General features: G+C 66.5%; 18 protein-coding genes and 1 pseudogene. 5 read left to right on the top strand and 14 right to left on the bottom strand.

All coding sequences use genetic code 11. The features are described 5' to 3' along the window. Positions 1 to 13 precede the first annotated feature (13 nt). Positions 14 to 967 carry an NADPH:quinone oxidoreductase family protein gene (locus JX552_RS10740; RefSeq protein ID WP_205877363.1) on the top strand — a complete coding sequence of 318 codons (954 nt, stop codon included), beginning with the start codon at positions 14 to 16 and terminating at the stop codon, positions 965 to 967. 156 nt (positions 968 to 1,123) lie between these two features. Here JX552_RS10740 and JX552_RS10735 read toward each other — a convergent pair whose 3' ends face one another. The 14 genes from JX552_RS10735 to dxr all read right to left on the bottom strand — a co-directional run bounded on the left by JX552_RS10735 (position 1,124) and on the right by dxr (position 22,362). Next, on the bottom strand, positions 1,124 to 1,900 hold the full coding sequence (locus tag JX552_RS10735) for a 3-oxoacyl-ACP reductase (RefSeq protein ID WP_205877361.1): 777 nt from the start codon (positions 1,898 to 1,900) through the stop codon (positions 1,124 to 1,126). After that, positions 1,897 to 3,264, bottom strand: coding sequence for an aldehyde dehydrogenase family protein (locus tag JX552_RS10730; protein WP_205877359.1), 1,368 nt, complete (start codon positions 3,262 to 3,264; stop codon positions 1,897 to 1,899). The genes JX552_RS10735 and JX552_RS10730 overlap by 4 nt, the downstream gene beginning before the upstream one ends. Beyond that, positions 3,261 to 4,007 carry a gamma-glutamyl-gamma-aminobutyrate hydrolase family protein gene (locus tag JX552_RS10725; protein ID WP_277396060.1) on the bottom strand — a complete coding sequence of 249 codons (747 nt, stop codon included), beginning with the start codon at positions 4,005 to 4,007 and terminating at the stop codon, positions 3,261 to 3,263. Before JX552_RS10725 ends, JX552_RS10730 begins: the two co-directional genes overlap by 4 nt. Next, a complete protein-coding gene (locus JX552_RS10720; RefSeq protein WP_205877357.1) occupies positions 3,988 to 5,355 on the bottom strand; it encodes a glutamine synthetase family protein in 1,368 nt (455 codons plus the stop codon). Before JX552_RS10720 ends, JX552_RS10725 begins: the two co-directional genes overlap by 20 nt. Before the next feature lie 20 nt (positions 5,356 to 5,375). Then, positions 5,376 to 5,930: an alpha/beta hydrolase gene (locus JX552_RS10715; RefSeq protein ID WP_205878363.1), complete on the bottom strand. Its 555-nt coding sequence runs from the start codon at positions 5,928 to 5,930 to the stop codon at positions 5,376 to 5,378. A 39-nt stretch (positions 5,931 to 5,969) separates the two neighbouring features. Continuing rightward, positions 5,970 to 12,452, bottom strand: a complete 6,483-nt coding sequence (locus JX552_RS10710) for a PPE family protein (protein ID WP_205877355.1) — start codon at positions 12,450 to 12,452, stop codon at positions 5,970 to 5,972. 222 nt (positions 12,453 to 12,674) lie between these two features. Further along, positions 12,675 to 14,177: a cobyric acid synthase gene (locus JX552_RS10705; protein WP_205877347.1), complete on the bottom strand. Its 1,503-nt coding sequence runs from the start codon at positions 14,175 to 14,177 to the stop codon at positions 12,675 to 12,677. Positions 14,178 to 14,256: 79 nt separating this feature from the next. Next, entirely contained in the window at positions 14,257 to 15,114 is an 858-nt protein-coding gene (gene map, locus JX552_RS10700; RefSeq protein WP_205877345.1) for a type I methionyl aminopeptidase, read from the bottom strand. A 128-nt stretch (positions 15,115 to 15,242) separates the two neighbouring features. Further along, on the bottom strand, positions 15,243 to 15,827 hold the full coding sequence (locus tag JX552_RS10695; protein WP_205877344.1) for a DUF1707 SHOCT-like domain-containing protein: 585 nt from the start codon (positions 15,825 to 15,827) through the stop codon (positions 15,243 to 15,245). A 58-nt stretch (positions 15,828 to 15,885) separates the two neighbouring features. After that, positions 15,886 to 17,721, bottom strand: a complete 1,836-nt coding sequence (locus JX552_RS10690; protein WP_205877342.1) for a penicillin-binding transpeptidase domain-containing protein — start codon at positions 17,719 to 17,721, stop codon at positions 15,886 to 15,888. 80 nt (positions 17,722 to 17,801) lie between these two features. Next, entirely contained in the window at positions 17,802 to 18,656 is an 855-nt protein-coding gene (locus tag JX552_RS10685; protein ID WP_205877340.1) for a GNAT family N-acetyltransferase, read from the bottom strand. Between the two features lie 70 nt (positions 18,657 to 18,726). Next, on the bottom strand, positions 18,727 to 19,899 hold the full coding sequence (ispG, locus tag JX552_RS10680) for a flavodoxin-dependent (E)-4-hydroxy-3-methylbut-2-enyl-diphosphate synthase (RefSeq protein WP_205877338.1): 1,173 nt from the start codon (positions 19,897 to 19,899) through the stop codon (positions 18,727 to 18,729). Positions 19,900 to 19,918: 19 nt separating this feature from the next. After that, the gene (locus JX552_RS10675) at positions 19,919 to 21,133 is read right to left on the bottom strand and encodes a M50 family metallopeptidase (protein WP_205877336.1); all 1,215 of its coding nucleotides are present in this window, start codon (positions 21,131 to 21,133) and stop codon (positions 19,919 to 19,921) included. Beyond that, positions 21,133 to 22,362 (bottom strand): 1-deoxy-D-xylulose-5-phosphate reductoisomerase, encoded by a 1,230-nt coding sequence (gene dxr / locus JX552_RS10670; protein ID WP_205877334.1) that lies wholly within the window; start codon positions 22,360 to 22,362, stop codon positions 21,133 to 21,135. The genes JX552_RS10675 and dxr overlap by 1 nt, the downstream gene beginning before the upstream one ends. 131 nt (positions 22,363 to 22,493) lie before the next feature. Here dxr and JX552_RS10665 point away from each other — a divergent pair, with 131 nt between their 5' ends. The 4 genes and pseudogenes from JX552_RS10665 (at position 22,494) to JX552_RS10650 (ending at position 26,057) form a co-directional block, all read left to right on the top strand. Beyond that, on the top strand, positions 22,494 to 23,174 hold the full coding sequence (locus tag JX552_RS10665) for a fasciclin domain-containing protein (protein WP_205877332.1): 681 nt from the start codon (positions 22,494 to 22,496) through the stop codon (positions 23,172 to 23,174). A gap of 119 nt (positions 23,175 to 23,293) precedes the next feature. Further along, positions 23,294 to 25,020, top strand: a pseudogene (locus JX552_RS10660) (cytochrome c biogenesis protein DipZ). An 81-nt stretch (positions 25,021 to 25,101) separates the two neighbouring features. Next, positions 25,102 to 25,689 carry a fasciclin domain-containing protein gene (locus JX552_RS10655; RefSeq protein ID WP_205877330.1) on the top strand — a complete coding sequence of 196 codons (588 nt, stop codon included), beginning with the start codon at positions 25,102 to 25,104 and terminating at the stop codon, positions 25,687 to 25,689. Positions 25,690 to 25,802: 113 nt separating this feature from the next. Next, positions 25,803 to 26,057, top strand: a complete 255-nt coding sequence (locus JX552_RS10650) for a DUF2631 domain-containing protein (protein ID WP_205878362.1) — start codon at positions 25,803 to 25,805, stop codon at positions 26,055 to 26,057. Positions 26,058 to 26,099: the final 42 nt, after the last annotated feature.

The raw sequence follows: 26,099 nt of genomic DNA, 5'->3' as shown, positions 1-26,099 counted from the left end.
TTTCGATATCCAGATGGAGGGGTTCATGCGCGCGGTACAGGTGATCGAAGAACGCGGGCCCGCGTCCGTCGTGCTCGCCGATGTCGAGGAACCCGATGGCGACCTGGTGGTCCAGGTCCGCGCCGCCGGAGTGTCGTTCCCAGACTTGCTGATGACCCGCGGCAAATATCAAGTGCGCCAGAAGCTTCCATTCACCCTGGGATGGGAAGCGGCCGGTGACGTCATCAAAGCGCCGCCCGGTGGCGAGTTCAGCGTTGGCGACCGGGTGATGACGTTGACATTCGGGGCACACGCCGAAAGGGTTGCCGCCGTGGCCGAAACGACCTTTCGATTGCCCGATTCCTTGGATTACCGTCGAGGCGCGGCGCTTCCGTTGAACTACCTCACCGCCTTAGCCGCCGTGCAGCGGCGCGGAGCGTTACAGCCCGGAGAGACGGTGCTGGTGCACGGTGCGGCCGGCGGGGTCGGCAGCGCGTGCATCCAGATCGCCAAGGCACTCGGCGGCCGGGTGATCGGCTGCGTTTCGACCGACGAGAAGGCCCGTGTCGCAACATCTCTGGGAGCAGACGCGGTGCTGGTAGGTGAGGACTGGTCCGCCGGATTGGAGACTCCGGTGGCGATGATCGTCGACCCGGTGGGCGGCGAGAAACGCTTTCGGGACAGCCTGCGCTCGCTGGCTCCGGAGGGCCGAATCGTGGTCGTGGGATTCGCCGCCGGCCAAATACCGACCGTGTCGGTCAACCGGCTGCTCATGCGCAACGTCGATGTGCGGGGCTGCTCATTCGGCGTGCTCGCCGTCGACTCCGTGGTGCGGGCGGCGGCCCTGGCTCAACTGGAGGATCTGGCCACCCGCGGGGCGATCAGTCCCCTCATCGGCGCCGTCTACGCTTTCGACGAGGTCGTCCGGGCCCTGCAGGACCTCGCCGAGCGCCGTTGCACCGGCAAAGTGATCGTCGACCTGAACTGATCTGAGCCCGCGGTTCTCGCGCCGGGCAGCATCCTGGGCGGGGGCCGGTCCGGGCAATGTGGCCGCCACCGGGTCGGTGGCGGTGCCACCGGGCAAGACCCCGCCACGGGTTCAGACCCAGCGTCGTGATGCACCCACCGCCAGCCGGCTGAACGGCTATAGCGGCGTCACGTACGCCGAGCTGATGCCGCCGTCCACCAGGAAGGTCGACGCGGTGATGAAGGAGGCGTCGTCACTGGCCAAAAATGCGACAGCCGCAGCGATTTCGTCGGGATCGGCGAACCGGCCCAGCGGCACGTGAACTAGTCGCCGGGCGGCCCGCTCCGGGTCCTTGGCGAACAGCTCCTGCAGCAGCGGCGTGTTCACCGGACCCGGACACAGCGCGTTGACGCGGATGCCCTGGCGGGCGAACTGCACGCCGAGTTCCCGCGACATGGCCAGCACGCCGCCCTTGGAGGCGGTGTAGGAAATCTGCGACGTCGCCGAGCCCATCACCGCGACGAACGACGCGGTGTTGATGATCGACCCCTTGCCGGCGGGCGCCATATGGCGCACCGCGGCACGGCAGCACAGGTATACCGATTTCAGGTTGACGTCCTGCACGTGCTGCCACGCCGCCAGTTCGGTGCTCTCGATCAGGTCGTCCTCCGGCGGCGAGATACCCGCGTTGTTGAACGCGATGTCGATCGATCCACAGGCGTGCGCGGCGCCGTCGAACAGTCTGTTCACCGACTCCTCGTCGGAAACATCCACTGCCACATACAGTCCGGAGAGTTCTTCGGCGGCGGCACCACCGGCGTCGGAATCGATGTCGCCGATGACGATGGTCGCACCCTCGGCGTGCATGCGGCGCGCGGCGGCCAGGCCGATACCGCTGCCGCCGCCGGTGATGACTGCCACCCGGCCCGCCAGCCGCCGACTCAGGTCGATCACTGCTCCTCCTTGATGGCGATGAACACGTTTTTCGTCTCGGTGAAATGCAGCGGGGCATCCGGTCCCAGTTCACGGCCCACCCCGGATTGTTTGAAACCGCCGAACGGGGTGCTGTAGCGCACCGAGGAATGCGAATTCACCGACAGGTTGCCGGATTCCACCGCGCGCGACACGCGCAGGGCGCGGGACAGGTCGTCGGTCCAGATCGAACCCGACAGACCGTACTCGGTGTCATTGGCCAGTCTGATGGCATCATGCTCGTCGTCGAACGGCAAGACGGTGACCACCGGCCCAAAAATCTCTTCGGTGACACTGCGGTCGGTGCGCTGCGGGGTGAGAACCGTCGGCGGGAACCAGAATCCGGGACCGGTCGGCGCCGTACCGCGAAACGCGACGGGGGCATTCGGCGGAACGTAGGAGGCCACCTTGTTCCAGTGCGGGCGCGACACCAGCGGACCCATCTCGGTCGCCTCGGCTGTGGGGTCGCCGACCACCACGGCATGTACGGCCGGTTCGAGCAGTTCCATGAAACGGTCATAGACATTGCGCTGCACCAAGATTCGGCTGCGCGCGCAGCAGTCCTGACCGGCGTTGTCGAACACCCCGCCCGGCGCCGTCGCCGCGGCGAGTTCTAGATCGCAGTCCGCGAACACGATGTTGGCGCTCTTGCCGCCCAACTCCAGCGTCACCCGCTTGACGTGTGCCGCCGCACCGGCCATCACCTTCTTGCCCACCGCGGTCGATCCAGTGAACACGACCTTGCGGACTTGCGGGTGGGTGACCAACCGCTCGCCCACCACCGAGCCCTGACCCGGCAGCACCTGCAGCAGATCGGCGTCCAGTCCCGCCTCGGCGGCGAGCTCGCCGAGCCGCAGCGTGCTCAGCGGCGTCCACTCGGCGGGTTTGACCAGAACGGCGTTGCCCGCGGCCAGCGCCGGTGCGATGCCCCACATTGCGATCACCATCGGAAAATTCCACGGCGTGATCACTGCTACCACACCCATCGGCTCGTGGAAGGTGACATCGATGCCGCCGGCGACCGGAATCTGCTTGCCGGACAGCCGTTCCGGGGCGGCGGCATAGTACTGCAACACGTCGCGGACGTTGCCGGCCTCCCAGCGCGCCGAGCCGATGGGGTGCCCGGAGTTGGCCACTTCCAATACGGCCAGTTCCTCCAGGTGCGCGTCGACGGTGGCCGCGAACGTGCGCAGTGCGGCGCCACGTTCGGCCGGGGCCAGCCGCGCCCAGCGCCGCTGCGCGGCAGCCGCTCGCCCCACCGCGTCGTCGACGGCGGTGACGTCGGCGTGCTCGACCGAGCGCAGCACCTCTTCGGTGGCCGGGTTGACCAGCTGGGTGGCGGTCATGTCGCGGCGTACGACCGGGCGGCGTCCAGCAATGCCCTGAACAATCGCAGGTCGTCCAGCGACTTCTCCGGATGCCATTGCACCGCAAGGGCAAAGGCGTCACCGGGCAGCTCGACCGCCTCGACCACCCCGTCGGCGTCCCAGGCGCCGACGACCAGCCCGTCCCCCACCTTGTCGATGGCCTGATGGTGGTAGCAGGGCACGTCGGCGGTCTCGCCCAGCAACGCCGCCGCCCTCGTCCCCGGCACCGTGCGCACCGGAAGTCTGCTGAACACGCCGTTGCCGGCACGGTGACCCGAGTGACCGATCACCTCGGGCAGGTGTTGGTGCAGGGTGCCGCCGAACGCGACGTTGAGCAGTTGGGCGCCGCGACAGATGCCCAGCACCGGCAGCCGCCGGTCCAGCGCCGCAGTCAACAATGCGAACTCCCAGGCGTCCCGGTTGCTGCGCGGTTCGTCGGTGGTGGGGTGCGGATGCTGGCCGTAGGCCGCCGGGTCCAGGTCGTACCCCCCAGTGATCACCAGGGCGTCCAGGCTGTCCAAGAGGCGGTTCACCGTGTCGGCGTGCACCTGTTGCGGTGGCAACAGCACCGGTATGCCACCGGCCAGCGTCACGCCCTCGAAGTAGTCGGCCGGCAGGTATGCAGCGGGGATGTCCCAGACCCCGGTCCGCACCTGCTCGAGATACATCGAAAGGCCGACCACGGGGCCGGCGCCGGCGGGCCTAGAGCCGTTCAAAACCACGAATCCTCTCCCAGTCGGTGACCGCGGCGTTGAACGCCTGCAGTTCCACGCGCGCGTTGTTCAGGTAGTGCGCGACCACGTCGTCGCCGAAGGCCTCGCGTGCCAGCGCCGATTCCCCGAACAGCGCGGCGGCCTCGCCCAGTGTGGTGGGCAGCCGCTCGACATCCTGTGCTTGGTAGGCGTTGCCGGCGTACGGCTCACCGAGCTCGAGACCCTGATCGATACCGTACAGCCCGCCCGCGATCAGCGCGGCTACCGCGAGGTACTGGTTGACGTCGCCGCCGGGCACGCGGCATTCCACCCGGATGCTGCTTGCGTGTCCGACCACCCGCAGCGCGCAGGTGCGGTTGTCCAGCCCCCAGGCCACCGCCGTCGGCGCGAAGCTGCCGTCGGCGAATCGCTTGTAGGAATTGATGTTCGGCGCGAAGAACAAGGTGAGCTCGCGCACGGTGGCCAGTAGGCCGGCGACGAAGCTGCGAAACGACGCCGACATTCCGCCGTTTCCGTCGGCGAACGTAGCACTGCCGTCCGTGCCGCGCAGCGACAGGTGGATGTGACAGCTATTGCCTTCGCGTTCATCGTATTTCGCCATGAACGTCAAGCTCTTGGCGTGTTGGTCGGCGATCTCCTTGGCGCCGTTCTTGTAGATGGCGTGGTTGTCGCAGGTGACCAGGGCCTCGTCGTAGCGGAAGCCGATCTCCTGCTGGCCGTTGTTGCATTCGCCTTTGATGGCCTCGACCCGCAGGCCCGCGCCCTGCATGCCCAGCCGGATATCGCGCAGCAGCGGTTCCATACGCGACGAGGCCATGATCGCGTAGTCGATGTTGTAGTCGCTGGCCGGTGTGAGGTCGCGGTAACCGCCGGCCCACGCCTGCCGGTAGGACTGGTCGAACACGATGAACTCCAGCTCGGTGGCCACGTCGGCGACCAGTTCGCGCCGCGCCAGCCGGTCGAGCTGGCGGCGCAGGATCGCGCGCGGCGAGACGGCCACCGGACTGCCGTCGGCCCACGACAGATCCGCGATCACCAGCGCCGTGCCGGGCAGCCACGGCACCAGCCGTAACGTGGTCAGGTCCGGCCTCATCACCATGTCGCCGTAGCCGGTCTCCCAACTCGACATGGCGTAGCCGGGCACGGTGTTCAGGTCGACGTCGACGGCCACCAGATAACTGCAGCACTCGGCACCGTGCGCGGCCACCTCGTCGGCGAAGAATCGGCCGGCCACTCGTTTGCCGACCAGCCGACCCTGCATATCGGTGAACGCGACGATAACCGTGTCCACGTCACCGGTGCCAACCAGCTGCGCGAGCTCGGCCAACGATAGGCGCGACGAATCGTATTGCGGCACGTGATCAGACCCCCCACGCCCTACCAGGCGCTGGTACGCAGCACGATCTCGGTGGCCAACTGCGCTGTTGACTCCTGGGCATTGCGGCGGCCGGCCAGATCCACCACGCGGTAATCGGAGAAGACCAGCCGTTGACTGTCGCGCGCCGCGTCTCGCGCGGCCGGCGAACTGACCAACATCGTGGTGCCGATCTCGACCGGCGGACAGTGGCCGTCGCGGACCCTCCCGTCGGCGCCGGCCACGGCCGGATGTCCGCGATCGATGACGACCAGGCCGGCGAACCGACCCAATTTGGTGGCCGCCAATTCCCATGCGAGTTCGGCCCCGTCGCGGTCGCCGACCACCACCGCCCAACCGACCCCCAGAGCGTCGAGGAGGCCGATCACCGACTTGGCGGTCAATCGAGGGTCCGCGGCGATGACGACGGTTCTCAGCGAGGCTGTGTGCAGACGTTCGCAGATCGCGTCGTAGGCCGCCACCGCGCGTTGCTCGGCACCGAGGATCACCACCACCACGCCGTTCTCCGGGCCGGCAACTCCCACGTGGGCAGAGAACCCGTCGAGTGTGGTCATCATCCTGGACACCCCGCCAAAACTACGCCCAATGGCCACGGTTCACACGCCGGGAAGCAGAGCCGTCAGTTGCCGGAGAAGGAAGTTGGCGACCTCGAGGGCAAGATTGCCGACATAGAGTGCCCGCGGCAGGTAACCGATGTCCAACAGACCGGCGTTGTAGACGCCGAGGTTGGCGAAACCGGACAGGGTGGTGCCGATGTTCAGCAGTCCCGAATTGGCGGCGCCGAACGCCACCAGGCCGGACAGGGCCGAGCCCAGGTTGAGCGTTCCGGAGTTGCCCAGACCTGCCAGGAGCCAGCCGGAGTTGCCGGCCCCCGGGGTCACCGCGCCCGAGTTCCCGGCGCCGAACGTGAGCAGGCCCGAGTTGCCCAGACCAGAGGCCAGGTAACCGGAGTCGCCGGCATAGATGTTGAACAGACCCGAACTGCCCGCACCCGGGTTGAAGGTACCCGAGTTGCCGGCGCCGGCGTTGTAGTTCCCGGACGTGCCGAAGCCGAAGTTCTGGTTTCCGGAGCTGCCGGTGCCGGGATTGTTGATACCCGACGTGCCCGCGCCGACGTTGCCGGTGCCCGCGTTGCCCGCACCCGGGTTGCTGGTGCCCGAACTGCCGGCGCCGATGTTGGTGCCCCCCGAGCTGCCGAAACCGATGTTGCCGGTGCCGGCGTTGCCGCCGCCGACGTTGCCGCTGCCCGAGCTGCCGGCGGTGCCGTTGTTGTTGTTGCCGGAGCTGCCGGCGCTGCCGGCGTTGTCGGTGCCCGAGTCCCCACCGCTGCCGGAGTTGCCCGACCCGGAGCTGCCGGACGCGGCGATATTCCCGGTTCCCGAACTGCCGAAGCTGATCACGTTGTTGTTGGCGCCCGAGCTGCCCGCGCTGCCGTTGTTGCCCGAGCCCGAATTACCGGCGCTGCCGTTGTTACCGGTGCCCGAATTCCCCGCGGTGCCATTGTTGTTCGAACCGGAACTGCCGCCGGCCGCGTTGTTGCCGGAACCCGAGGTGCCGGCGCCGCCGTTGTTTCCGGTGCCCGACTGCCCGCCACTGCCGTTGTTGTTGAAGCCGGAGTTGCCGGCGGTGCCGTTGTTGCCTCTGCCTGAACTGCCCCCGGCCGCCGCGTTGTTGAGTCCCGAGCTCCCGAAGGTGGCGCCGGTGTTGCTGGTACCCGAGTTGCCGCCGCCACCTTGGTTGTTCAGCCCCGAGTTGCCGGCGCTACCGGAGTTGCCGGAGCCGGAGTTGCCGCCGCTACCGGAGTTGCTGGTACCCGAATTGCCTCCTGCGGCAATGTTGTTGGCGCCCGAGCTGCCGAAGGTGACGCCGGTGTTGTTGGTGCCCGAGTTGCCGCCGCCGCCGGAGTTGTTGAAGCCGGAGTTTCCGGCACTGCCGGAGTTGCCGTTGCCGGAGTTACCGGCGCTGCCGCTATTGCCGACGCCCGAGTTGCCGCCCGCGCCGCCGTTCGCCTGCCCCGAGCTGCCGAGGGAGCCGCTGTTGTTGGTGCCGGAATTTCCGGCGCCGCCGCTGTTGCCCGTCCCCGATTGTCCAGCGCTGCCGCTGTTGCTGAAGCCGGAGTTTCCGCCGCTGCCGAAGTTGTTCTCGCCGGAGCTGCCGTTGCTGCCGGAGTTGCCGGAGCCGGCGTTGCCGCCTCCGGCGCCGCTGTTGTTGATGCCCGAGTTGCCGCCGCCGGCGCCATCATTGTTGGTACCGGAGTTGCCCCCATTCGCTCCGCTGTGGTCTGAGCCCGAGTTGCCGCCGCCGGCGCCATCGTTGTTGGTGCCGGAGTTGCCGCCACCTGCGCCGTCGTGGTCCGTACCCGAGTTGCCCCCACCGACGCCGTTGTGACTGCTGCCGGAGTTACCGAAGCCCGCGCCAACGTTGTCCCTGCCGGAGTTTCCGCCGGAGATGCCGCTGTTGTTGAACCCTGAGTTACCCCCCAAGCCGGCATTGCCGCTACCCGATGAGCCGGTCGAATTGTTGGTACCCGACGAACCGAGGAGGTTACCCGTGCCGGAAGCCCCCACCGGGGCACCGTTTCCGGTGTTGTCGTTGCCGACATTCCAGTTGCCCGAGTTGTTGTTGCCGGTGTTGGTGTTACCCGAGTTGTCATTGCCGGTGTTGGTGTTGCCGCTGTTTCTGTCACCGGTGTTGGTGCTGCCGCTGTTGTCATTGCCGGTGTTGGTGTTGCCGCGGTTGCCGTTGCCGGTGTTGGTGTTACCCGCGTTGTTGTTGCCGGTGTTGGTGTTGCCGCTGTTGCCGTTGCCGGTGTTGGTGGTGCCGGCGTTGTTGTTGCCGGTGTTGGTGTTGCCGCTGTTGCCGTTGCCCGTGTTGGTGTTGCCGGCATTGTTGGTGCCGGTGTTGGTCCTGCCGGAGTTACCGTCACCGGTGTTGGTGAAGCCGGCGTTGTTGGTGCCGGTGTTCGTGTTGCCCGAGTTGAAGTCGAATCTGTTGGTATTGCCCGAGTTTCCGTTGCCCGTGTCGGTGAAGCCGGAGTTGAAGTTTCCGGTGTTGGTGTTGCCGGAGTTACCGGTACCGGTGTTCGTATTGCCAGAGTTGCGGTCGCCGGTGTTGGTGAACCCGGCATTGAAGTCGCCGGTGTTGGTGTTGCCGGAGTTACCGGTACCGGTGTTGGTGTTGCCAGAGTTCCGGTGACCGGTGTTGGTGTTCCCGGAGTTGTAGCTGCCGGTGTTGGTGTCGCCCGAGTTGTAGCCGTCCGGCGAGCTGGGGTTGGAGTAGGTGTTGGTGTTGCCGGAGTTGAGGTTCCCGGTGTTGGTGTTGCCCGAGTTCTGGTTGCCGGTGTTGGTGTTGCCGGAGTTGAGGTTGCCGGTGTTGGTGTTGCCCGAGTTCTGGTTGCCGGTGTTGGTGTTGCCGGAGTTGAGGTTGCCGGTGTTGGTGTTGCCGGAGTTGTAATTGCCGGTGTTGGTGTTCCCGGAGTTGTAGCTGCCGGTATTGGTGTCGCCCGAGTTGTAGCCGTCGGGGCGGCTGGCGTCGCCGAACGTGTTGGTGTTGCCGGAGTTGAGGTTGCCGGTGTTGGTGTTGCCCGAGTTCTGGTTGCCGGTGTTGGTGTTGCCGGAGTTGAGGTTGCCGGTGTTGGTGTTGCCGGAGTTTAAGTTGCCGGTGTTGGTGTTGCCCGAGTTCTGGTTGCCGGTGTTGGTGTTGCCCGAGTTCTGGTCACCAGTGTTGGTGTTGCCGGAGTTGTAATTACCGGTGTTGGTGCCGCCCGAATTGTAGTTACCCGTGTTGGTGCCGCCGGAGTTGTAGTTGCCGGTGTTCGTCCCACCGGCATTGTAATTACCCGTATTGGTGCCACCGGAATTGTAATTGCCGGTGTTCGTCCCACCGGAGTTGTAGTAACCCGCGTTGGTGCCACCGGAGTTGTAGTCACCGGTGTTCGTGCCACCGGCGTTGAAGTTGCCGGTATTCGTGCCACCGGCGTTGTAGCTGCCGTAGTTGGTGCCGCCGGCATTGAAGCTGCCGGTGTTGGTGCCGCCGGAGTTGTAGTTTCCGGTGTTGGTGCCGCCCGAGTTGTAGTTACCGGTGTTGGTGCCGCCGGCGTTGTAGTCGCCCGTGTTGGTGCCGCCGGAGTTGTAATTACCGGTGTTGGTCCCGCCTGAGTTGTACCGCCCGGTGTTCGTGCTGCCCGAGTTGTAGTTTCCGGTGTTGGTGCTGCCCGAGTTGTACAACCCGGTGTTCGTGCTGCCCGAGTTGAACAGACCTGTGTTCGTGCTGCCGGCGTTGAAAAATCCCGTGTTGTTGCTTCCGGAATTCCACAGGCCGGTGTTCAGGTTCCCCGCGTTCCAGAATCCGGTGTTGTAGTTGCCGGAGTTCATCGCGAAGGTGTTGCCGTTGCCGCCGTTCCACCAGCCGAAGTTTCCGCTGCCGGCGTTGCCGAAGCCGATGTTGTAGTTGCCCGAGTTGCCGAAACCGATGTTGCCGCTGCCCGAGTTTCCGAATCCGATATTGAAGTTTCCGGAGTTGCCCAGGCCCAGGTTGAACCATCCCGAGTTCAGGCGGCCGATACCCACCTGGTTGTCTCCGGTGAGCCCGAAGCCGATGTTGTTGTTTCCGGTGTTACCGAAGCCGACGTTGTTGGTCCCGGTGTTTCCCCAACCCTGGTTGTTGGTCCCGTTGTTCCCACCGCCCTGATTGCCGCTACCGGTATTGCCCATGCCGGGGTTGCCGTTGCCGACGTTGCCGCTCCCGGCATTGCCGTTGCCCCGGTTTCCCTCGCCGATATTGCCGCTGCCGAAGTTGCCGCCGCCGGTGTTGTTACTGCCGGCGTTACCGCTGCCGGCGTTGTTGCTGCCGGTGTTGCCGCTGCCGCCGTTGGCGTTGCCGATGTTGCCGTTGCCGGCATTGTTGCTGCCCTGGTTGCCGCTGCCCAGATTGTTGTCGCCGGTGCCCAACCCGATACCGCGGTTGCCGCTGCCCGTGTTGCCGTTGCCGATGTTGCCGTTGCCGGCATTGCTGCTGCCCTGGTTGCCGCTGCCCAGATTGTTGTCGCCGGTGCCCAACCCCACACCGCGGTTGCCGCTGCCGGCGTTGCCGCTGCCGATGTTGCCGCTGCCGGTGTTGTTGCTGCCGATGTCTCCGTGACCGACGTTGTTGTTGCCCTGGTTGCCGGAACCCTGGTTGTTGCTGCCCTTGTTGCCGAAGCCGGCATTGCCGTTGCCCAGGTTGCCGTTTCCGGTGTTGTTGTCGCCGCGGTTGCCCAGGCCGGTGTTGGCGTTGCCGAAGTTGCCGTTGCCGAGGTTGTCGTTGCCGCGGTTGCCGTTGCCCTGGTTGTTGTTGCCGGTGTTGCCGAACCCGGAATTGGTGTTGCCCTTGTTGCCGGCGCCGGTGTTGTTGTCGCCCGCGTTGCCCAACCCGGCGTTGCCGTTGCCCAGGTTGCCGTCGCCGGTGTTGGCGTTGCCGGCGTTACCCTGGCCGACGTTGTTGGAGCCCTTGTTCCCGCTACCGGGGTTCAAATCACCCAGGTTGCCCGAACCGCCGTTGGCCCCGCCCTTGTTGCCGTCACCGGCGTTGGTGTTGCCCAGGTTGCCCTTGCCAAAGTTGTTGTCGCCCTTGTTGGCATCCCCGGTATTGCCGCTACCCAGGTTGCCGTGACCGCGATTGTCGTTGCCCTCGTTACCGTTTCCGGCGTTGGTGTTGCCCAGGTTGCCGTCGCCCGGATTCGTGTTGCCGCGGTTGCCGTTGCCGATGTTGGCGTCACCGAAGTTGCCGCCGCCCTGGTTGTCGCGACCATTGTTGCCGTCGCCGGCGTTTCCGGTGCCGAGGTTGCCGTCGCCGGAGTTTCCGCCGACCAGGGCGTTACCGCTGTTGTTGCCGTCCCCGTCATTCGAGTTGCCGGTGTTGCCGTTGCCGGCGTTGCCGTTGCCGGTGTTGCCGCTGCCGCGGTTGAAGCTGCCACGGTTGCCATCGCCTTCGTTGCCCAGGCCCCGGTTTCCGTCGCCCTGGTTGGTGCTGCCGGTGTTGCCGTCGCCCGCGTTGTTTCCACCGATGTTGCCGTCGCCGGGGTTGAAGCTGCCCTGATTGCCGTTGCCGACGTTGGTACCGCCGGTGTTGCCGCTGCCTGGGTTATTACTGCCGCGGTTACCGTTGCCGATATTCCCGTTGCCCCGGTTTCCGTTGCCCTCGTTGAAGTTTCCGGTATTGCCGCTGCCGGCATTGTTGTCGCCGATGTTGCCGCTGCCGCCGTTGCCGCTGCCCTGGTTGCCACTGCCGAGGTTGTTCGAACCCATGTTGCCGCTGCCGCCGTTGCCGCCGCCCCTGTTGCCGCTGCCGATGTTATCGTTGCCGATGTTGCCGTTGCCGCTGTTGCCGGTGCCCTGGTTGCCGATCCCGGCAGCCAGCGGGGCGGCGGCAGCGAGTCTGGGAGCCGCGACCGGGTCGGCGGCGGCTCCTCCCGGTGCGGCAACGGCGGTTGTCTCAGCGGCGTTGCTGTCCGCCGCGGCACTCGCCGCCGCCGGCGCTTTTCCTCCGATCCCCAGCAGGCCGGTGACCCGGCCGGCCAGGTCTTGCAGCGAACTTTGCCAGGGCACCAGCTGGGCGACGGCGGCCGAAATCCGCGAATAGTAATCCGACATTGCCGCGACGTCCTGGGCCCACATTTGCTCGTAGGCGGCCTCGGCGGCCGCGATGGCCGGGGCGTTCTGCCCGAACAGATTCGAGAAAACCAGTGACAACAATTGGCTTCGATGGGCGACCAATGCGGCGGGATGTACCGTCGCGGCCCTGGCCGCCTCGAAAGCTCCGGCAGCGAATCGCGCCTGTCCGGCGACCTCCTCGGCCCCGGACGCCGCCGCGTTGAGCCACCCGACGTAGGGGGCGGCGGCGCCCGCCATCGCCGTCGCCGCGGGACCCTGCCAGGTGCCACCGGCCAGCCCCGACGTCACCAAGTCAAAACAAGTTGCGGCCGAATACAATTCGGCAGCCAAACCATCCCAGGCCGTCGCGGCCGCCAGCATCGGGCCCGGGCCCGCTCCGGTGAAGATACGCGCGGAGTTGATCTCCGGCGGGAAGGCGAAGAAGCTCATGCCGCGACCCGGGAGCGGCTGGACGCACACGCTGCCTCACTTGCCCAGGTATGCGCCGGTCCCACCATTTCACCTCCAGGATTTATCCGATCAGTCAAGCTACAACAAACCACGCTTCGCATTTCTGAAATTCGTAGAATGAACCTCTAAATTAAGCGGAGCGATAGGGCGCTTTTGAATTCAAGCGGCATGAAAAGGCAATTTGAGCTGTTGCGAACCGATCTACGGTCTCAACTCGCTACGGAGATACGGTCGCCGCGGCGCCGAACCGGTGAGCAGACCCAGCACCGCGTCGATGTCGAGGTGCGCATCCAGCAGATCGGCGCTCATGTCCAGTTGGGCGTCCCGGCGAGCGGAGACGTTCACGTCGTCGGCGACGATGAACCTATCCCGGCCGGCCGCTCCCGCGACAGTGGTGAGGAATGCCCGGCGGAAAGCGTCGTTGTCGAGCAGGCCGTGCCAATGGGTGCCGAAGACCGCTCCGCGCCGTACTCCCGCGGCCTCGGCACCGACCTCGAACCACGGCGTCTCCGTGCACCGGGTCAGCCGTCCGTAATGAATCTCGTAGCCGGATAACGGTTCTCGCCAGCGCCGTAATGTCTTGGTCCTGGCGAATTCGATGTCGGCGTCCAGGAGCCCCAATCCATCCACTGCCCCGGCCCGCGACTCCACCGCGTCGTCGATACTGCGGCACAACATTTGGAAGCCGCCGCAGATTCCCAACACCGGCTTGCCCGCCGCAGCGTGCTCGACGATCATCACGGCCAGACCGCGTTCCCGCAGCCACGACAGATCGGCCACGGTGGCTTTGCTGCCCGGAATGACGATCAGGTCGGCGTCGGCGACGTCGGCCGGATCGGTGACCCAGCGCACCACCACACCGGGTTCACACGCCAGCGCCTCGACGTCGGTCGAATTCGAGATACGCGGCAGGCGAAGGGCTGCCACCTTCAACCACTGCTGACCACGGGGCAATTCCGGCGTGCCGACCGACCGGTGCGCCACCACCGAGAGGGAATCCTCGGCGTCCAGCCACATCTGCTCGGAATAGGGCAGCACTCCATAGGTGGGTCGACCGGTCAGGTCCGCCAGCTGCGTCAACCCCGGTTCCAAAAGCGAGCGATCACCCCGGAACTTGTTCACTATGAAACCCGCAATCAGCGCCTGATCGTCACGATCGAGGACCGCGACCGTCCCGAACAGATGTGCCAGCACCCCACCCCGGTCGATGTCGCCGACCAGCACGACCGGCAACTCGGCGGCTCGGGCCAGGCCCATGTTGGCGATATCGGTTGAGCGCAAATTGATTTCGGCCGGGGACCCAGCGCCCTCGCAGATCACGGCGTCGAATTCGGCACGCAGGGCTGACAATTCGTCGAGAACGACACCGGCAACGTGATCTCGATGCCGGAAGTAACTTGCGGCGCCGACGTAACCGGTGGCCTGTCCGCGGATGACCAGCTGCGAGGTGCCATCGCTGCCTGGTTTGAGCAGCACCGGATTGAACCGCACGCTGGGTTCCAGGCCCGCCGCGCGGGCCTGGATCGCCTGGGCGCGACCGATCTCGCCGCCTTCAACGGTGACAGCGGAATTGTTCGACATATTCTGGGCTTTGAACGGCGCGACCCGAACTCCCTTGCGCGCCAGCAGCCGGCACAGCCCGGCGACCACCATGGATTTGCCGGCGTCCGAGCTGGTGCCCGCAACCAGCAGGGCCCCACTCACCGTTGTGCTGTGAGCAGTCGCACAAGCACCCTTTTCCGCCGATGAGAAGGGCCTTTTGCGTCTGCTCGCACCACCGAGCTCACGGCAGGGTGAGGATTTCCGCGCCGGTGTCGGTGACCAGCAGGGTGTGCTCGAACTGGGCGGTCCACTTGCGGTCCCTGGTGACGACGGTCCAGCCGTCGTCCCAGATCTCGTAATCCAGCGCACCCAGGTTGATCATCGGCTCGATGGTGAACGTCATCCCGGGCTGGATGACCGTCTCCACGGCGGGCTGGTCGTAATGCAACACCACCAGCCCGTTGTGGAACGTGGTGCCGATGCCGTGGCCGGTGAAGTCGCGAACCACGTTGTAGCCGAACCGGTTTGCGTACGACTCGATGACCCGGCCGACCACCGACAACTGCCGTCCGGGCTTGACGGCCTTGATCGCGCGCATGGTCGCTTCGTGGGTCCGCTCAACGAGCAGCCGGTGCTCTTCGGACACGTCGCCGGCCAGAAAGGTCGCGTTGGTGTCGCCATGCACTCCGTTGATGAAGGCGGTGACGTCGATGTTGACGATGTCGCCGTCCTCGATCACGGTCGAGTCCGGGATGCCGTGACAGATCACCTCGTTGAGCGAGGTGCAGCACGACTTGGGGAAACTCTTGTAGCCCAGCGTCGACGGGTAGGCGCCGTTGTCCACCATGTACTCGTGCGCGATGCGGTCGAGTTGATCGGTGGTGACCCCGGGTGCGACGGCCTTGCCCGCCTCTTGCAGCGCGCGGGCCGCGATCTGGCCCGCCACCCGCATCTTTTCGATGACCTCGGGTTCTTGCACCCACGGCTCGGTGCCCTCTTTGGCGGTGGGTTTGCCGACGTATTCCGGGCGCGCGATCCACTTGGGCACCGGCAGCGTCGGGGAGAGCACGCCGGGAGACAGCGCAGTTCGAACAGGCATGGCAGCTAGCTTAACGATGCTGGGCTGTTGCTGCCGCCGACCACCTGCGGCGAGGCCACGCCGGAGCACTGCCGGGGTGCGGCCGGGCTCGTCACCGCGCGGTCGGTGTTCTCGCTGACCCGGCGGCGTCAGAACCGGGGCCGGCGTAGCAATGTCCGGCGCGGCCCGCGGATGGTCACCGAACCGAACACCAGCTGACCGGTCAACACGACGTGCGGATTGCCGTCCGCCGGCGGGTCTTTGCGCCGGTCCGAGGCGCTGCCCACATACGCCTCGACGTTGTCGATCGAGGCGCTGGCGCCTTCGGGCAACCACAGGTTCAACGAGCCGAACTTCATGTCGATCTCGATGACAACGACCGGCCCGGCGAATCGGGCCTTGGTCAGATCAAGATCGATCGAGCCCAGTCGCCGCACCAACGAAAGCCGGGTCGGCACGGTCCACTCGCCATGGCGCTTCAGCGAGCCCGCCCAGCCCCGCAGTTCCACCCGGTCGGTGGCGGAGGTGACGATCGCGCCCGGCCCGGGCAGGTCGCCGAGGAGTCGGTCCAGTTCTTCACGAGTACGCGCATACGAGACCTGCCGCGAGCGCTGTTCGAACTCGTCGATGTCGATCAGCCCGAGTGCGAGCGCATTCTGCAGCCGGCGCATGGTGCCGTTGCGGTCGGCATCCGATACCCGCATCGCCGCCATGTCACCGCCGGGCTCGGTCATGGCGCCGCCTGGATGCTCACCCTTCGAAACTTACCGCTGTGGTGGGCCGCACACCGGGTCAGGCCAGGTAGCCCGGCGGCAACGAGTCGAACATCACCTTGGTCATCCGGACGGCGTATTCCGAGCTGCCGCCCCCGACAATCAGGGCGGCGAATGCCAGGTCACCACGGTACCCGGCGAACCAGGAATGCGAACCACCAGCGAACTCGGCTTCTCCGGTTTTGCCGTAGATCTCCCCGCAGCCTGCGATCTCCTTGGCCGTACCGTTGGTGACGACCAATCGCATCATCGGGCGCAGCGCCTCCACCATCTTCGGGCTGATCGGAGTGTTGTCGCCGGCGACCATGGTCGGCCGGCCCGCGATCAACTGCGGCACCGGGGTCTTGCCGGCCGCGACGGTGGCCGCCACCAGGGCCATGCCGAACGGGCTGGCCAGCACCCGGCCCTGGCCGAATCCGTCCTCGGTGCGTTCGGTCAGGTCGACGGTCGGGGGCACCGACCCGGTCACCGTGGTGATGCCTTCGACCTGGTAGTCCAGCCCGATGCCGTACCTGCTGGCAGCCTGGGTCAGCCCGCGCGGCGGCAGCTTGGCGCTCAGTTCGGCGAACGTCGTGTTGCAGGAGCTGGCGAAGGCACGCGACATCGGCACCACACCCAGGTCGAAGCCGCCGTAGTTCGGAATTGTCCGGTGGCCGATGTCGATGTGCCCCGGGCAGCCGACCATCGTGTTGGGAGTCGCCATGTCACGATCGACGGCGGCGCCGGCGGTGACCATCTTGAAGGTAGACCCGGGTGGGTACAGGCCGGTGGTAGCCAGCAGGCCCTCGGCGTTGGCTCCCGCGTTCTGTCCGATCGCCAGGATCTCCCCGGTCGACGGCTTGATCACGACCAGCATCGCTTTGCCGCCGCGGGTGTCCACCGCATGCTGAGCGGCGTCTTGCACGGCGCGGTCCAGCGTGATGGACACCGACGGCGCCGGCGAGCCCTCGACCTCGTGCAGCACCGCGACGTCGACGCCGTTCTGGTTGGTGCTGACGATCCGCCAGCCGGCCTGGCCGTCGAGCTGATCGACGACCGCCTTCTTGACCTCGGCCATGACCGCCGGCGCGAAGCGCGGATCGGTCGGCAGCAGCTCGGGATGCGGGGTGATCACCACGCCGGGCAACTGGCCGATCGCCGGAAAAACCCGGTTGCTGTCATCGGGCAGCAGCGTCGCCAGATCGACGGGCTGGGTTGCCGAGCTGGCCATCTCGGCCAGCAGCTGCGGATCGTTGAGCGTGTCATTGAACGGATGCAGTGCGTCGATGACGGCATGGGCGGTCCCGATCAGGTCGGCTCCGGCCTTGGTGGCGTCCAGCGAATAGTTGTAGATGTAACCGGGCGCCAGTACGTCGGACCCGCCGAGTTCGTTCACCGAGGCGCGCCGGGGCGGGTCGGCGCGCAGCGCGAACGTCTGGTGCTCACCCAGTTTCGGGTGCAGCCCGGTGGTGGCCCAGCGGACCTGCCAGTGCCCCTCGTCGCGGGCCATCTTCAACTGTCCGTCGTAGGTCCAGGTGCGGTTCTTGGGCAGGTGCCAAGTGAAGCGGTACACGACGGTGCCGGTGTCCTCGGCGTACTTCGAGCTCAGTACCTGCGCGTCCAGGTGCACGGCCTGCAGACCTGCCCAGGCCGCGTTAAGCGCCTCGCGCGCTTCGTTGGGATTGTCGCTGAGCTGGGCAGCGGTCGCGGTGTCCCCGACAGACAACGCCGAGAGGAACTTCTCAGCGGCCGGACCCGGCCCTTCCGGCTTGGGTGTGCAGCCGGGCAACACGACCAGGGCCACCAGCAGCCCCGCGACGGATGTTGCCAATGTTGTTCGTGAGCCTAACGTGGTTCGTGAGCCTAATGTGACCATCGGTACTGATGTTATGGAAAGCGGCGGTCACGTCGACGCAGACACACCGAGACCGGACCGTTATGGGCGCGCGGCGCGCCTCAATCGAGCAGCACCGTGGCGAACGTGCCGACCTCTTTGAACCCGACGCGGGCATACGCCGCCCGGGCCACCGTGTTGAAGTCGTTGACGTACAGGCTGGCGATGCGCCCGCTGCCGACGATCACGGCGGCCAGGGTGGCGGTGCCGGTGGTGCCCAAGCCCCGGCCCCGGCACTCGGGATGAACCCAGACCCCCTGGATCTGCCCGACCGACGGCGACTGCGAACCTACCTCCGCCTTGAAAATGACCTGCCCGTGCTCAAAGCGGGCCCAGGCCCGCCCGGCCGCGATCAGGCCGGCCACCCGGCGCCGGTAACCACGCCCCCCGTCACCCATCCGCGGATCCACCCCGACTTCGCCGATGAACATGTCGACGGCGGCCACCAGGTAGGCGTCGAGTTCTTCGGGCCGGACCTGGCGCACCTCGGTGTCCAGGGTGCAGTTGGGATGATTGCTCAGCGCCATCAGCGGCTGGCAATCCCGCACATCGCGAGCCGGGCCCCACGCCGACTCGAGCCGCCGCCACATGGGCAGCACCAGGTCGGCCCGGCCGACCAGTGATGAGCACCGGCGAGCGGTGCTCTTGGCCTCGTCGGCGAATGCGTTGAGGTCGATCAGATTGCCGCGCAACGGGATGAGGTTGGCGCCGGCGAAACACAGCGACTCCTCCGGGGCGCGCCGGGTCCACAGTTCTCCCCCGATGGAATTGGGTTCGACGCCGTAGTCGGCCACCCGCGCGGCGACCATGCAGGATTCGACCGGATTGTCACCCAACACCCGCCAGACGGCGGCGGCGTCGCGCACCACTGAAACCCGTCTCTCGCCGACGAGGCGCAAGATGGGCGGAGCCGACATCTCATAACTCTCTGTGATGCGTACTGAGGGCCACCAAAAACCTACGCGAAACCTATGTGCTTGGCCCCTATCAGCTTACGGTCACAATAGGCGAACCGCTCGCCGCCGTCCCGGGATCGTTCTCGGTTTCCAGACCCATCTGCTCGGCAAGCCGCATCGCCTCTTCGATCAGCGTTTCCACGATCTGCGCTTCGGGCACGGTCTTGATGACTTCGCCCTTGACGAAGATCTGGCCCTTGCCATTGCCGGACGCCACTCCGAGGTCGGCTTCGCGGGCCTCGCCGGGCCCGTTGACCACACAGCCCATCACCGCCACCCGCAGCGGCACCTCCAGACCGTCCAGGCCGGCGCTGACCTCGTTAGCCAGGGTGTAGACGTCGACCTGGGCCCGCCCACACGACGGACACGAGACGATCTCGAGCTTCCGTGGCCGCAGGTTCAGCGATTCCAGGATCTGGCTGCCGACCTTGACTTCCTCGACCGGCGGCGCCGACAAGGACACCCGGATGGTGTCACCGATGCCGCGCGACAGCAGCGCACCGAAGGCCACCGCGGACTTGATGGTGCCCTGAAACGCCGGGCCGGCCTCGGTGACACCCAGATGCAGCGGGTAGTCACACTGGGCGGCCAGCTGCTCGTACGCGGCGACCATCACCACCGGGTCGTTGTGCTTGACGCTGATCTTGATGTTGCCGAAGCCGTGTTCCTCGAACAGCGAGGCCTCCCACAGCGCCGACTCCACCAGCGCCTCGGGAGTGGCCTTGCCGTACTTGGCCATGAACCGCTTGTCCAGCGAGCCCGCGTTGACACCGATGCGGATCGGGATGCCCGCGGCCCCGGCGGCCTTGGCGACTTCGCCGACCCGGCCGTCGAACTCCTTGATGTTGCCCGGGTTCACCCGCACCGCCGCACACCCGGCATCGATGGCGGCGAAGATGTACTTCGGCTGGAAGTGAATGTCGGCGATGACCGGGATCTGGCTGTGCCGGGCGATCTCGGCCAGTGCGTCGGCGTCCTCCTGACGCGGACAGGCCACCCGGACGATGTCACAACCCGCCGCGGTCAATTCCGCGATCTGTTGCAGGGTCGAGTTGACGTCGTGAGTCTTGGTGGTGCACATCGACTGCACCGAGATCGGGTAGTCGCTGCCGACGCCGACGTCGCGGACCATGAGCTGACGTGTGGCACGCCGGGGGGCGAGCGTGGGCACCGGGGGTTGCGGCATGCCCAGGCCAATGGTCACGTTGTTCGCCTTCTCTCTGTTACTGGAAGAGCCTGATCGGGTTGACCAGGTCAGCGGTAACGGTCAACAACATGTAGCCGACCACGAAGATCAGCACCACATAAGTCGCCGGCATGAGCTTGAGATAGTTCACCGGCGCGGCGGCCACCTTGCCACGGGCCGTGCGGATCGAGTTGCGGATCTTCTCGAACAACGCCACCGCGATGTGGCCGCCATCGAATGGCAGCAGCGGCAGCAAATTGATGGCACCCAGCACCAGGTTCAGCTGAGCCAGGAAGAACCAGAAGGCCACCCACAGCCCGTGGTCGACGGTGTCGCCGCCGACGATGCTGGCACCGACCACGCTCATCGGGGTCTGCGGGTCACGTTGTCCGCCGCCGATCGCATGGAACAGCGCGCCGACCTTGGTCGGAATGGCCGCCAGTGACTTGCCGACCTCGACGGTCAACTGCCCGGCGAAGGCGACGGTGGCCGGCGCGGCCGACAGCACGTTGTAGCGGGTGGGCTCGTTGCGGGGGGCTCCGACACCGATGGCGCCGACGTTGGCCGGTTCGAGTTGGTTGCCCTGTCCGCTGGGGACGTAGCGGCGGGTGCTCTCCACCGTGACGTTGGTGGTGACGGTCCTGCCGTCCCGCTCGACGACGATCGGCACGGTGCCGTGCAGCTTGCGCACCGCGGCGGCCATGTCCTCGAATGTGTTCACCGGGGTGTCGCCGACCTTGACGACGACGTCGCCGGGACGCAGCCCCGCCAGCGCAGCCGGGCCGGGGCCGTCACACTTGTCGAGCTTGCCCTGGCTGATTTCCTGTGCGACGCAGCCGGTTTCGCCGACGATGGCCTTGTCGGACGGATGCAGGTTGGGCAGGCCCCAGATCACCGCGATGGCGTAGATGAGGACGAGGCAGATGACGAAGTTCATACCCGGACCCGCGAACAGCACCGCGACCCGCTTCCAGGTGGCCTGCTTGTACATCGCACGGTCCTGCTCGTCGGGGGCGAGCTCCTCGACCGGAGTCATGCCGGCGATGTCACAGAAGCCGCCCGCCGGGATGGCTTTCAACCCGTATTGCGTTTCGCCACGCCGGGTGGACCACAACGTCGGGCCGAAGCCCACGAAGTAGCGTCGCACCTTCATGCCGGTGGCGCGGGCGGCCCACATGTGACCGCACTCGTGCAGGGCGACCGAGATGAGGATGGCGAGTGCGAACAGCACAATGCCGATAACGAACATCATCAGTCTCCTACGACCTTTCTCACGCCATGCCCGAGAACATTGACCGGCGCTGGTGTCGCCATCGCCTGTCGAGCCCGCTCGCGGGCCCAGCGCTGCGCCTCGAGTACGTCATCCACGGTAGCGGGTGACGCGGCCCATTGGTCGGCAGCGTGCAGCACTTCGGCGATGGTGGCGACGATGGCGGGAAACCGGATCCGTCCGGAAAGAAACGCCTCGGCCGCTTCTTCGTTGGCCGCGTTGTAAACGGCTGTCATGCAGCCTCCGGTTCCCCCGGCCTGGCGCGCCAACTCGACGGCCGGGAAGACAACATCGTCCAGGGGTTCGAATTCCCACCTGGAAGCGGTGGAGAAGTCGCAGCAGGCAGCCGCTCCGGGTACCCGGTGCGGCCAGCCCAGCGCCAGCGAAATGGGCAGCTTCATGTCCGGCGGACTGGCCTGGGCGATTGTCGAGCCGTCGGCGAAGGTCACCATCGAATGGACAATCGATTGCGGGTGGACGACGACCTCGATGCGGTCGTAGGGAATGCCGAACAACAGGTGAGTTTCGATGAGTTCGAGCCCTTTGTTGACCAGCGACGCCGAGTTCAGCGTGTTCATCGGGCCCATCGACCAGGTCGGATGCGCGCCGGCCTGCTCGGGCGTGACGTCCCCGAGATCCTCGGCCGACCAGCCCCGGAACGGCCCCCCGGAGGCGGTCAGAATCAGCTTGGCAACCTCGTCGGGGGTGCCGCCGCGCAGGCACTGCGCCAGCGCGGAGTGCTCGGAGTCGACGGGCACGATCTGGCCGGGCCGCGCCGCCCGCAGCACCAACGGGCCGCCGGCGACCAGGGATTCCTTATTGGCCAGAGCCAAGCGGGCGCCGGACTCCAGCGCGGCCAGCGTCGGCCGCAGGCCGAGCGCCCCGACCAGGGCATTGAGGACGACGTCGGCCTCGGTCTCCTGGACCAGTCGGGTGACGGCGTCGGGACCTTTGAAGGGAATCGGGAACGGGACGTCACCGGCCCGCCGGGCGGCGGCGTCGTCGGCGACGGCGATGTTGGTGACGCCGGTCTCCGCGCGCTGGCGCAGCAGAGTGTCCAGCTTCCCACCCCCGGCGGCGAGGCCGACGATCTCGAACCGGTCCGGGTTGGCGGCGATGACCTCCAGCGCCTGGGTGCCGATCGACCCGGTGCTGCCCAGCACCAGTACCCGCAGCCGCCCGCCGGGAACCCCGTCACCCGAGAAAGTCACCCACCCATTGTGCCGCCTTTTCGCATTCGTACCCATCCCTGATCGCCGTCACTCCGAATGCCTTGGTGTACGGCACTCATGGCGGCGCCGGACGTCGCCTGGAAAATGTTCTCCAGCAAAGGAATTGACACGTGATGAATACTCAGGCCAAGTCAGTGGCGGCAGCGGCTCTTGCGGCGATCGCGATCGCGGGGGTCGCCGGATGTTCCAGCAGCAAGCCAGCATCCCAGGGCACCAGCAGCGCTACCACCGCGAGCGCCTCGGCGACCTCGAGCTCCGCACCGTCATCGGCCAAGGCCGACCCCGCCGCCGACCTGATCGGTCCTGGCTGCTCGGAATACGCGGCGCAGAACCCCACCGGCCCCGGATCGGTCGCCGGCATGGCCCAGGACCCGGTCGCCACGGCGGCGTCGAACAACCCGATGCTGAGCACCCTGACCTCGGCGTTGTCCGGCAAGCTGAACCCGCAGGTGAACCTGGTGGACACGCTCAACAGCGGGCAGTACACCGTGTTCGCGCCCACCAACGCCGCCTTCGACAAGCTCCCGGCAGCCACCATCGACCAGCTCAAGACCGACTCCAAGCTGCTGAACAGCATCTTGACCTACCACGTGGTCAACGGTCAGGCGAGCCCGGCCAAGGTGGCCGGCACCCACAAGACGCTGCAAGGCGCGGACGTGACGGTGACCGGCGGCGGCGGGAATCTTGGAGACCTGAAGGTCAACGCCGCGGGCCTGGTGTGTGGCGGAGTGCACACCGCGAACGCCACGGTCTACATGATCGACACCGTGCTGATGCCCCCCGGCCAGTGACGTCTCTCGATTCCCCGGACAAGGCAGCCCACCCCAGGTGGGCTGCCTTTTTCGTGGCGTTTTCCTGGCGTTTCTGACGCCGAACCAATCCGGGGGCGCGGCCGTGACGAATCACTGACATGTGGACCTTGGCTCTGATCGGCTTTCTCGGCGGTTTGATCACCGGAATATCGCCCTGCATCCTGCCGGTGCTGCCGGTGATCTTCTTCTCCGGCGCAAACAGCGCCCCGCGTGAGGCGGGCGGGGGTGCGGTGGCGGTCAAGCCCAAAGTGACCCGGTCGGAGGCGTTGCGCCCCTACCGGGTAATCGGCGGGCTGGTGCTGAGTTTCAGCGTGGTGACGCTGCTCGGCTCGGCCTTGCTTTCGGCGCTGGATCTGCCGCAGGACGCCATCCGCTGGGTCGCGCTGGTGGCGTTGGTGGCCATCGGGGTCGGCCTGATCTTCCCGCGTTTCGAGCAGCTGCTCGAGCGACCCTTCTCGCGCATCCCCCAGAAGCAGATCGCCATGGGCGGCAACGGTTTCGGTCTCGGATTGGCGTTGGGCGTGCTGTACGTGCCGTGCGCGGGCCCGGTCCTGGCCGCGATCGTGGTGGCCGGCGCGACCGCGCAGATCGGCGTGGGCACCGTGGTGCTCACCGCTGCATTCGCCGTCGGCGCCGCATTGCCGTTGCTGTTCTTCGCGTTGGCCGGCCAGCGAATAGCGCAGCGGGTGAGCGCATTTCGGCGTCGCCAGCGCGAGATTCGAATCGCCGCCGGAATCGTGACCATCCTGCTGGCGGTGGCGCTGGTGTTCGACCTGCCCGCCGTGCTGCAGCGCGCCATTCCCGACTACACCGCGTCTCTGCAGGAGAAGGTCGGTGGCTCCAAGCAGGTGCAGGAAAAGCTCGGGGGCATCGTCACCGACCAGAATGCGGCCCTGTCGAACTGCACGCAAGGCGGCACCAAGCTCGAAAACTGTGGAACCGCACCGGATCTGCGAGGCATCACCGGCTGGCTGAACACCCCCGGAAACCGGCCGATCACGCTGCAATCGTTGCGCGGCAAGGTAGTTCTGATCGACTTCTGGGCCTACTCCTGCATCAACTGCCAGCGGGCCATCCCGCACGTCGTCGGATGGTATCAGGCCTATAAGGACGCCGGTCTGGAAGTCATCGGTGTCCACACCCCGGAGTACGCGTTCGAGAAGGTCCCGGCAAACGTCGCCAAGGGCGCGGCGGATCTGAATATCAAGTATCCCGTGGCGCTGGACAACAACTACTCGACTTGGACCAATTACCGCAACCGCTACTGGCCGGCCGAATACCTGATCGACGCCAACGGCACCGTGCGGCATCTCAAGTTCGGCGAGGGCGGCTACGACGACACCGAGCAGCTGATCAGGCAGTTGCTCAGCGACGCCAAACCGGGAGTCACCCTGCCCGCGCCGGTGGGCGCTCCCGACCTCACGCCGAAAGCGATCACCACGGCCGAGACCTACCTGGCCGTCGGCAAAGCCGTCAACTACGGCGGCGGCGGAGAATATGACGAGGGTGCCCAGACGTTCCGCTATCCGTCCACCCTCGCCGCCGACAGCTTCGCCCTGAGCGGGCCGTGGGCACTCGACTACCAGGGCGCCACGGCAACAGGCGACGACTCGGCCATCAGGCTCAACTATCACGCCAAGGACATCTACGTCGTCGTCGGGGTACCGGCACTCTCACCGTGACGCGCAACGGCAAGCCCACCACCGTGGCGATCGACGGGCCGCCGACCTCTCACCAGATCGTCGCCGATCCCCGTCAGTCGTCGGGAACCCTCGAGGTGGCGCCCAGCAAGGGATTGCAGGTTTTCTCTTTCACTTACGGGTGACACCCGTCCAGCACCCCGGGGGCTCCGAATTCCTTGATGTCAGGGGTCTCTCGGCACTCAACTACGAGGAGCGAACACATCATGAAGACGAAAATCTCTAAAACCTCAATGGCGGCAGCCGGCTTCGCGGCCGCGCTGATGTCCTGCGGCGTGGCGCTGGCACCGACCGCGGCCGCCAGCGACCTGGTCGGTCCGGGTTGTGCGGATTACGCGGCGGCCAACCCCGCCGGCCCGGCGTCGGTGCAGGGCATGTCGCAGGTTCCGGTCACCGAGGCCGCGGCCGCCAACCCGATGCTGACCATGCTGACGTCGGCGCTCTCCGGCCAGCTCAACCCGCAGGTCAACCTGGTTGACACCCTCAACAGTGGTCAGTACACGGTGTTCGCCCCGACCGACGCCGCGTTCGGCAAGCTGCCGCCGGCCACCGTCGAGCAGCTCAAGACCGACTCGAACCTGTTGACCAGCATCCTGACCTATCACGTGGTCAGTGGGCAGGCCAGCCCGAACCGGGTGATCGGTACGCACAAGACACTGCAGGGCGCCAACGTGACGGTCACCGGGATGGGCAACAACATCCGGGTCAACAACGCCGGCGTGGTCTGCGGCGGGGTCTCGACGGCCAACGCGCAGGTCTACATGATCGACACGGTCCTGATGCCCCCCGCCTAATCGACACCGCTGCGTCGCGGCGATCCCTTCGGGTGGAGACCTGACCGCGGATGGACGGCCTGTGCCAGAATGTTCAGGCAGTGTCAGTCCGAGTGACAACCGGAGGGATCGCCGTGGCCAGTACTGAGGTGGAGCCGTTCGCCGGCGTCGACGAGGCCGAGGTGCCGTCCGCGCGCTGGGGTTGGAGCAGAATCAACTACCGCACGTGGCACGCCACGGGGTTGTTCGTCGTCATCTTTCTGCTGGCGATGCTGCGCGGTAACCACGTCGGCCACGTCGAGGACTGGTTCCTGATCGGTTTCGCGGCGCTCACGCTCTTCGTGTTGGTGCGCGACATCTGGGGTCGCCGCCGCGGCTGGCTCAGGTAACCGCACTCATCTGCGCGACCGGTTGCAGGTCAGGGCCGGAGT

Source organism: Mycobacterium gordonae, assembly GCF_017086405.1.
In the GTDB taxonomy this organism is placed as follows: Bacteria; Actinomycetota; Actinomycetes; order Mycobacteriales; family Mycobacteriaceae; genus Mycobacterium; species Mycobacterium gordonae_D.
Note: the sequence above shows the minus strand (reverse complement) of the source record. Positions and strands in the feature narration are given on the sequence as shown.

Bases quoted from the DNA above. Each gene is read 5' to 3' on its own strand.
- JX552_RS10740 (WP_205877363.1), top strand. From the start codon at position 14: ATGGAGGGGTTCATGCGCGCGGTACAGGTGATCGAAGAACGCGGGCCC.
- JX552_RS10730 (WP_205877359.1), bottom strand. From the start codon at position 3,264: ATGACCGCCACCCAGCTGGTCAACCCGGCCACCGAAGAGGTGCTGCGC.
- JX552_RS10715 (WP_205878363.1), bottom strand. From the start codon at position 5,930: ATGATGACCACACTCGACGGGTTCTCTGCCCACGTGGGAGTTGCCGGC.
- JX552_RS10710 (WP_205877355.1), bottom strand. From the start codon at position 12,452: ATGAGCTTCTTCGCCTTCCCGCCGGAGATCAACTCCGCGCGTATCTTC.
- map (WP_205877345.1), bottom strand. From the start codon at position 15,114: ATGCCTGTTCGAACTGCGCTGTCTCCCGGCGTGCTCTCCCCGACGCTG.
- JX552_RS10695 (WP_205877344.1), bottom strand. From the start codon at position 15,827: ATGACCGAGCCCGGCGGTGACATGGCGGCGATGCGGGTATCGGATGCC.
- JX552_RS10690 (WP_205877342.1), bottom strand. From the start codon at position 17,721: ATGGTCACATTAGGCTCACGAACCACGTTAGGCTCACGAACAACATTG.
- JX552_RS10685 (WP_205877340.1), bottom strand. From the start codon at position 18,656: ATGTCGGCTCCGCCCATCTTGCGCCTCGTCGGCGAGAGACGGGTTTCA.
- JX552_RS10675 (WP_205877336.1), bottom strand. From the start codon at position 21,133: ATGATGTTCGTTATCGGCATTGTGCTGTTCGCACTCGCCATCCTCATC.
- JX552_RS10655 (WP_205877330.1), top strand. From the start codon at position 25,102: ATGAAGACGAAAATCTCTAAAACCTCAATGGCGGCAGCCGGCTTCGCG.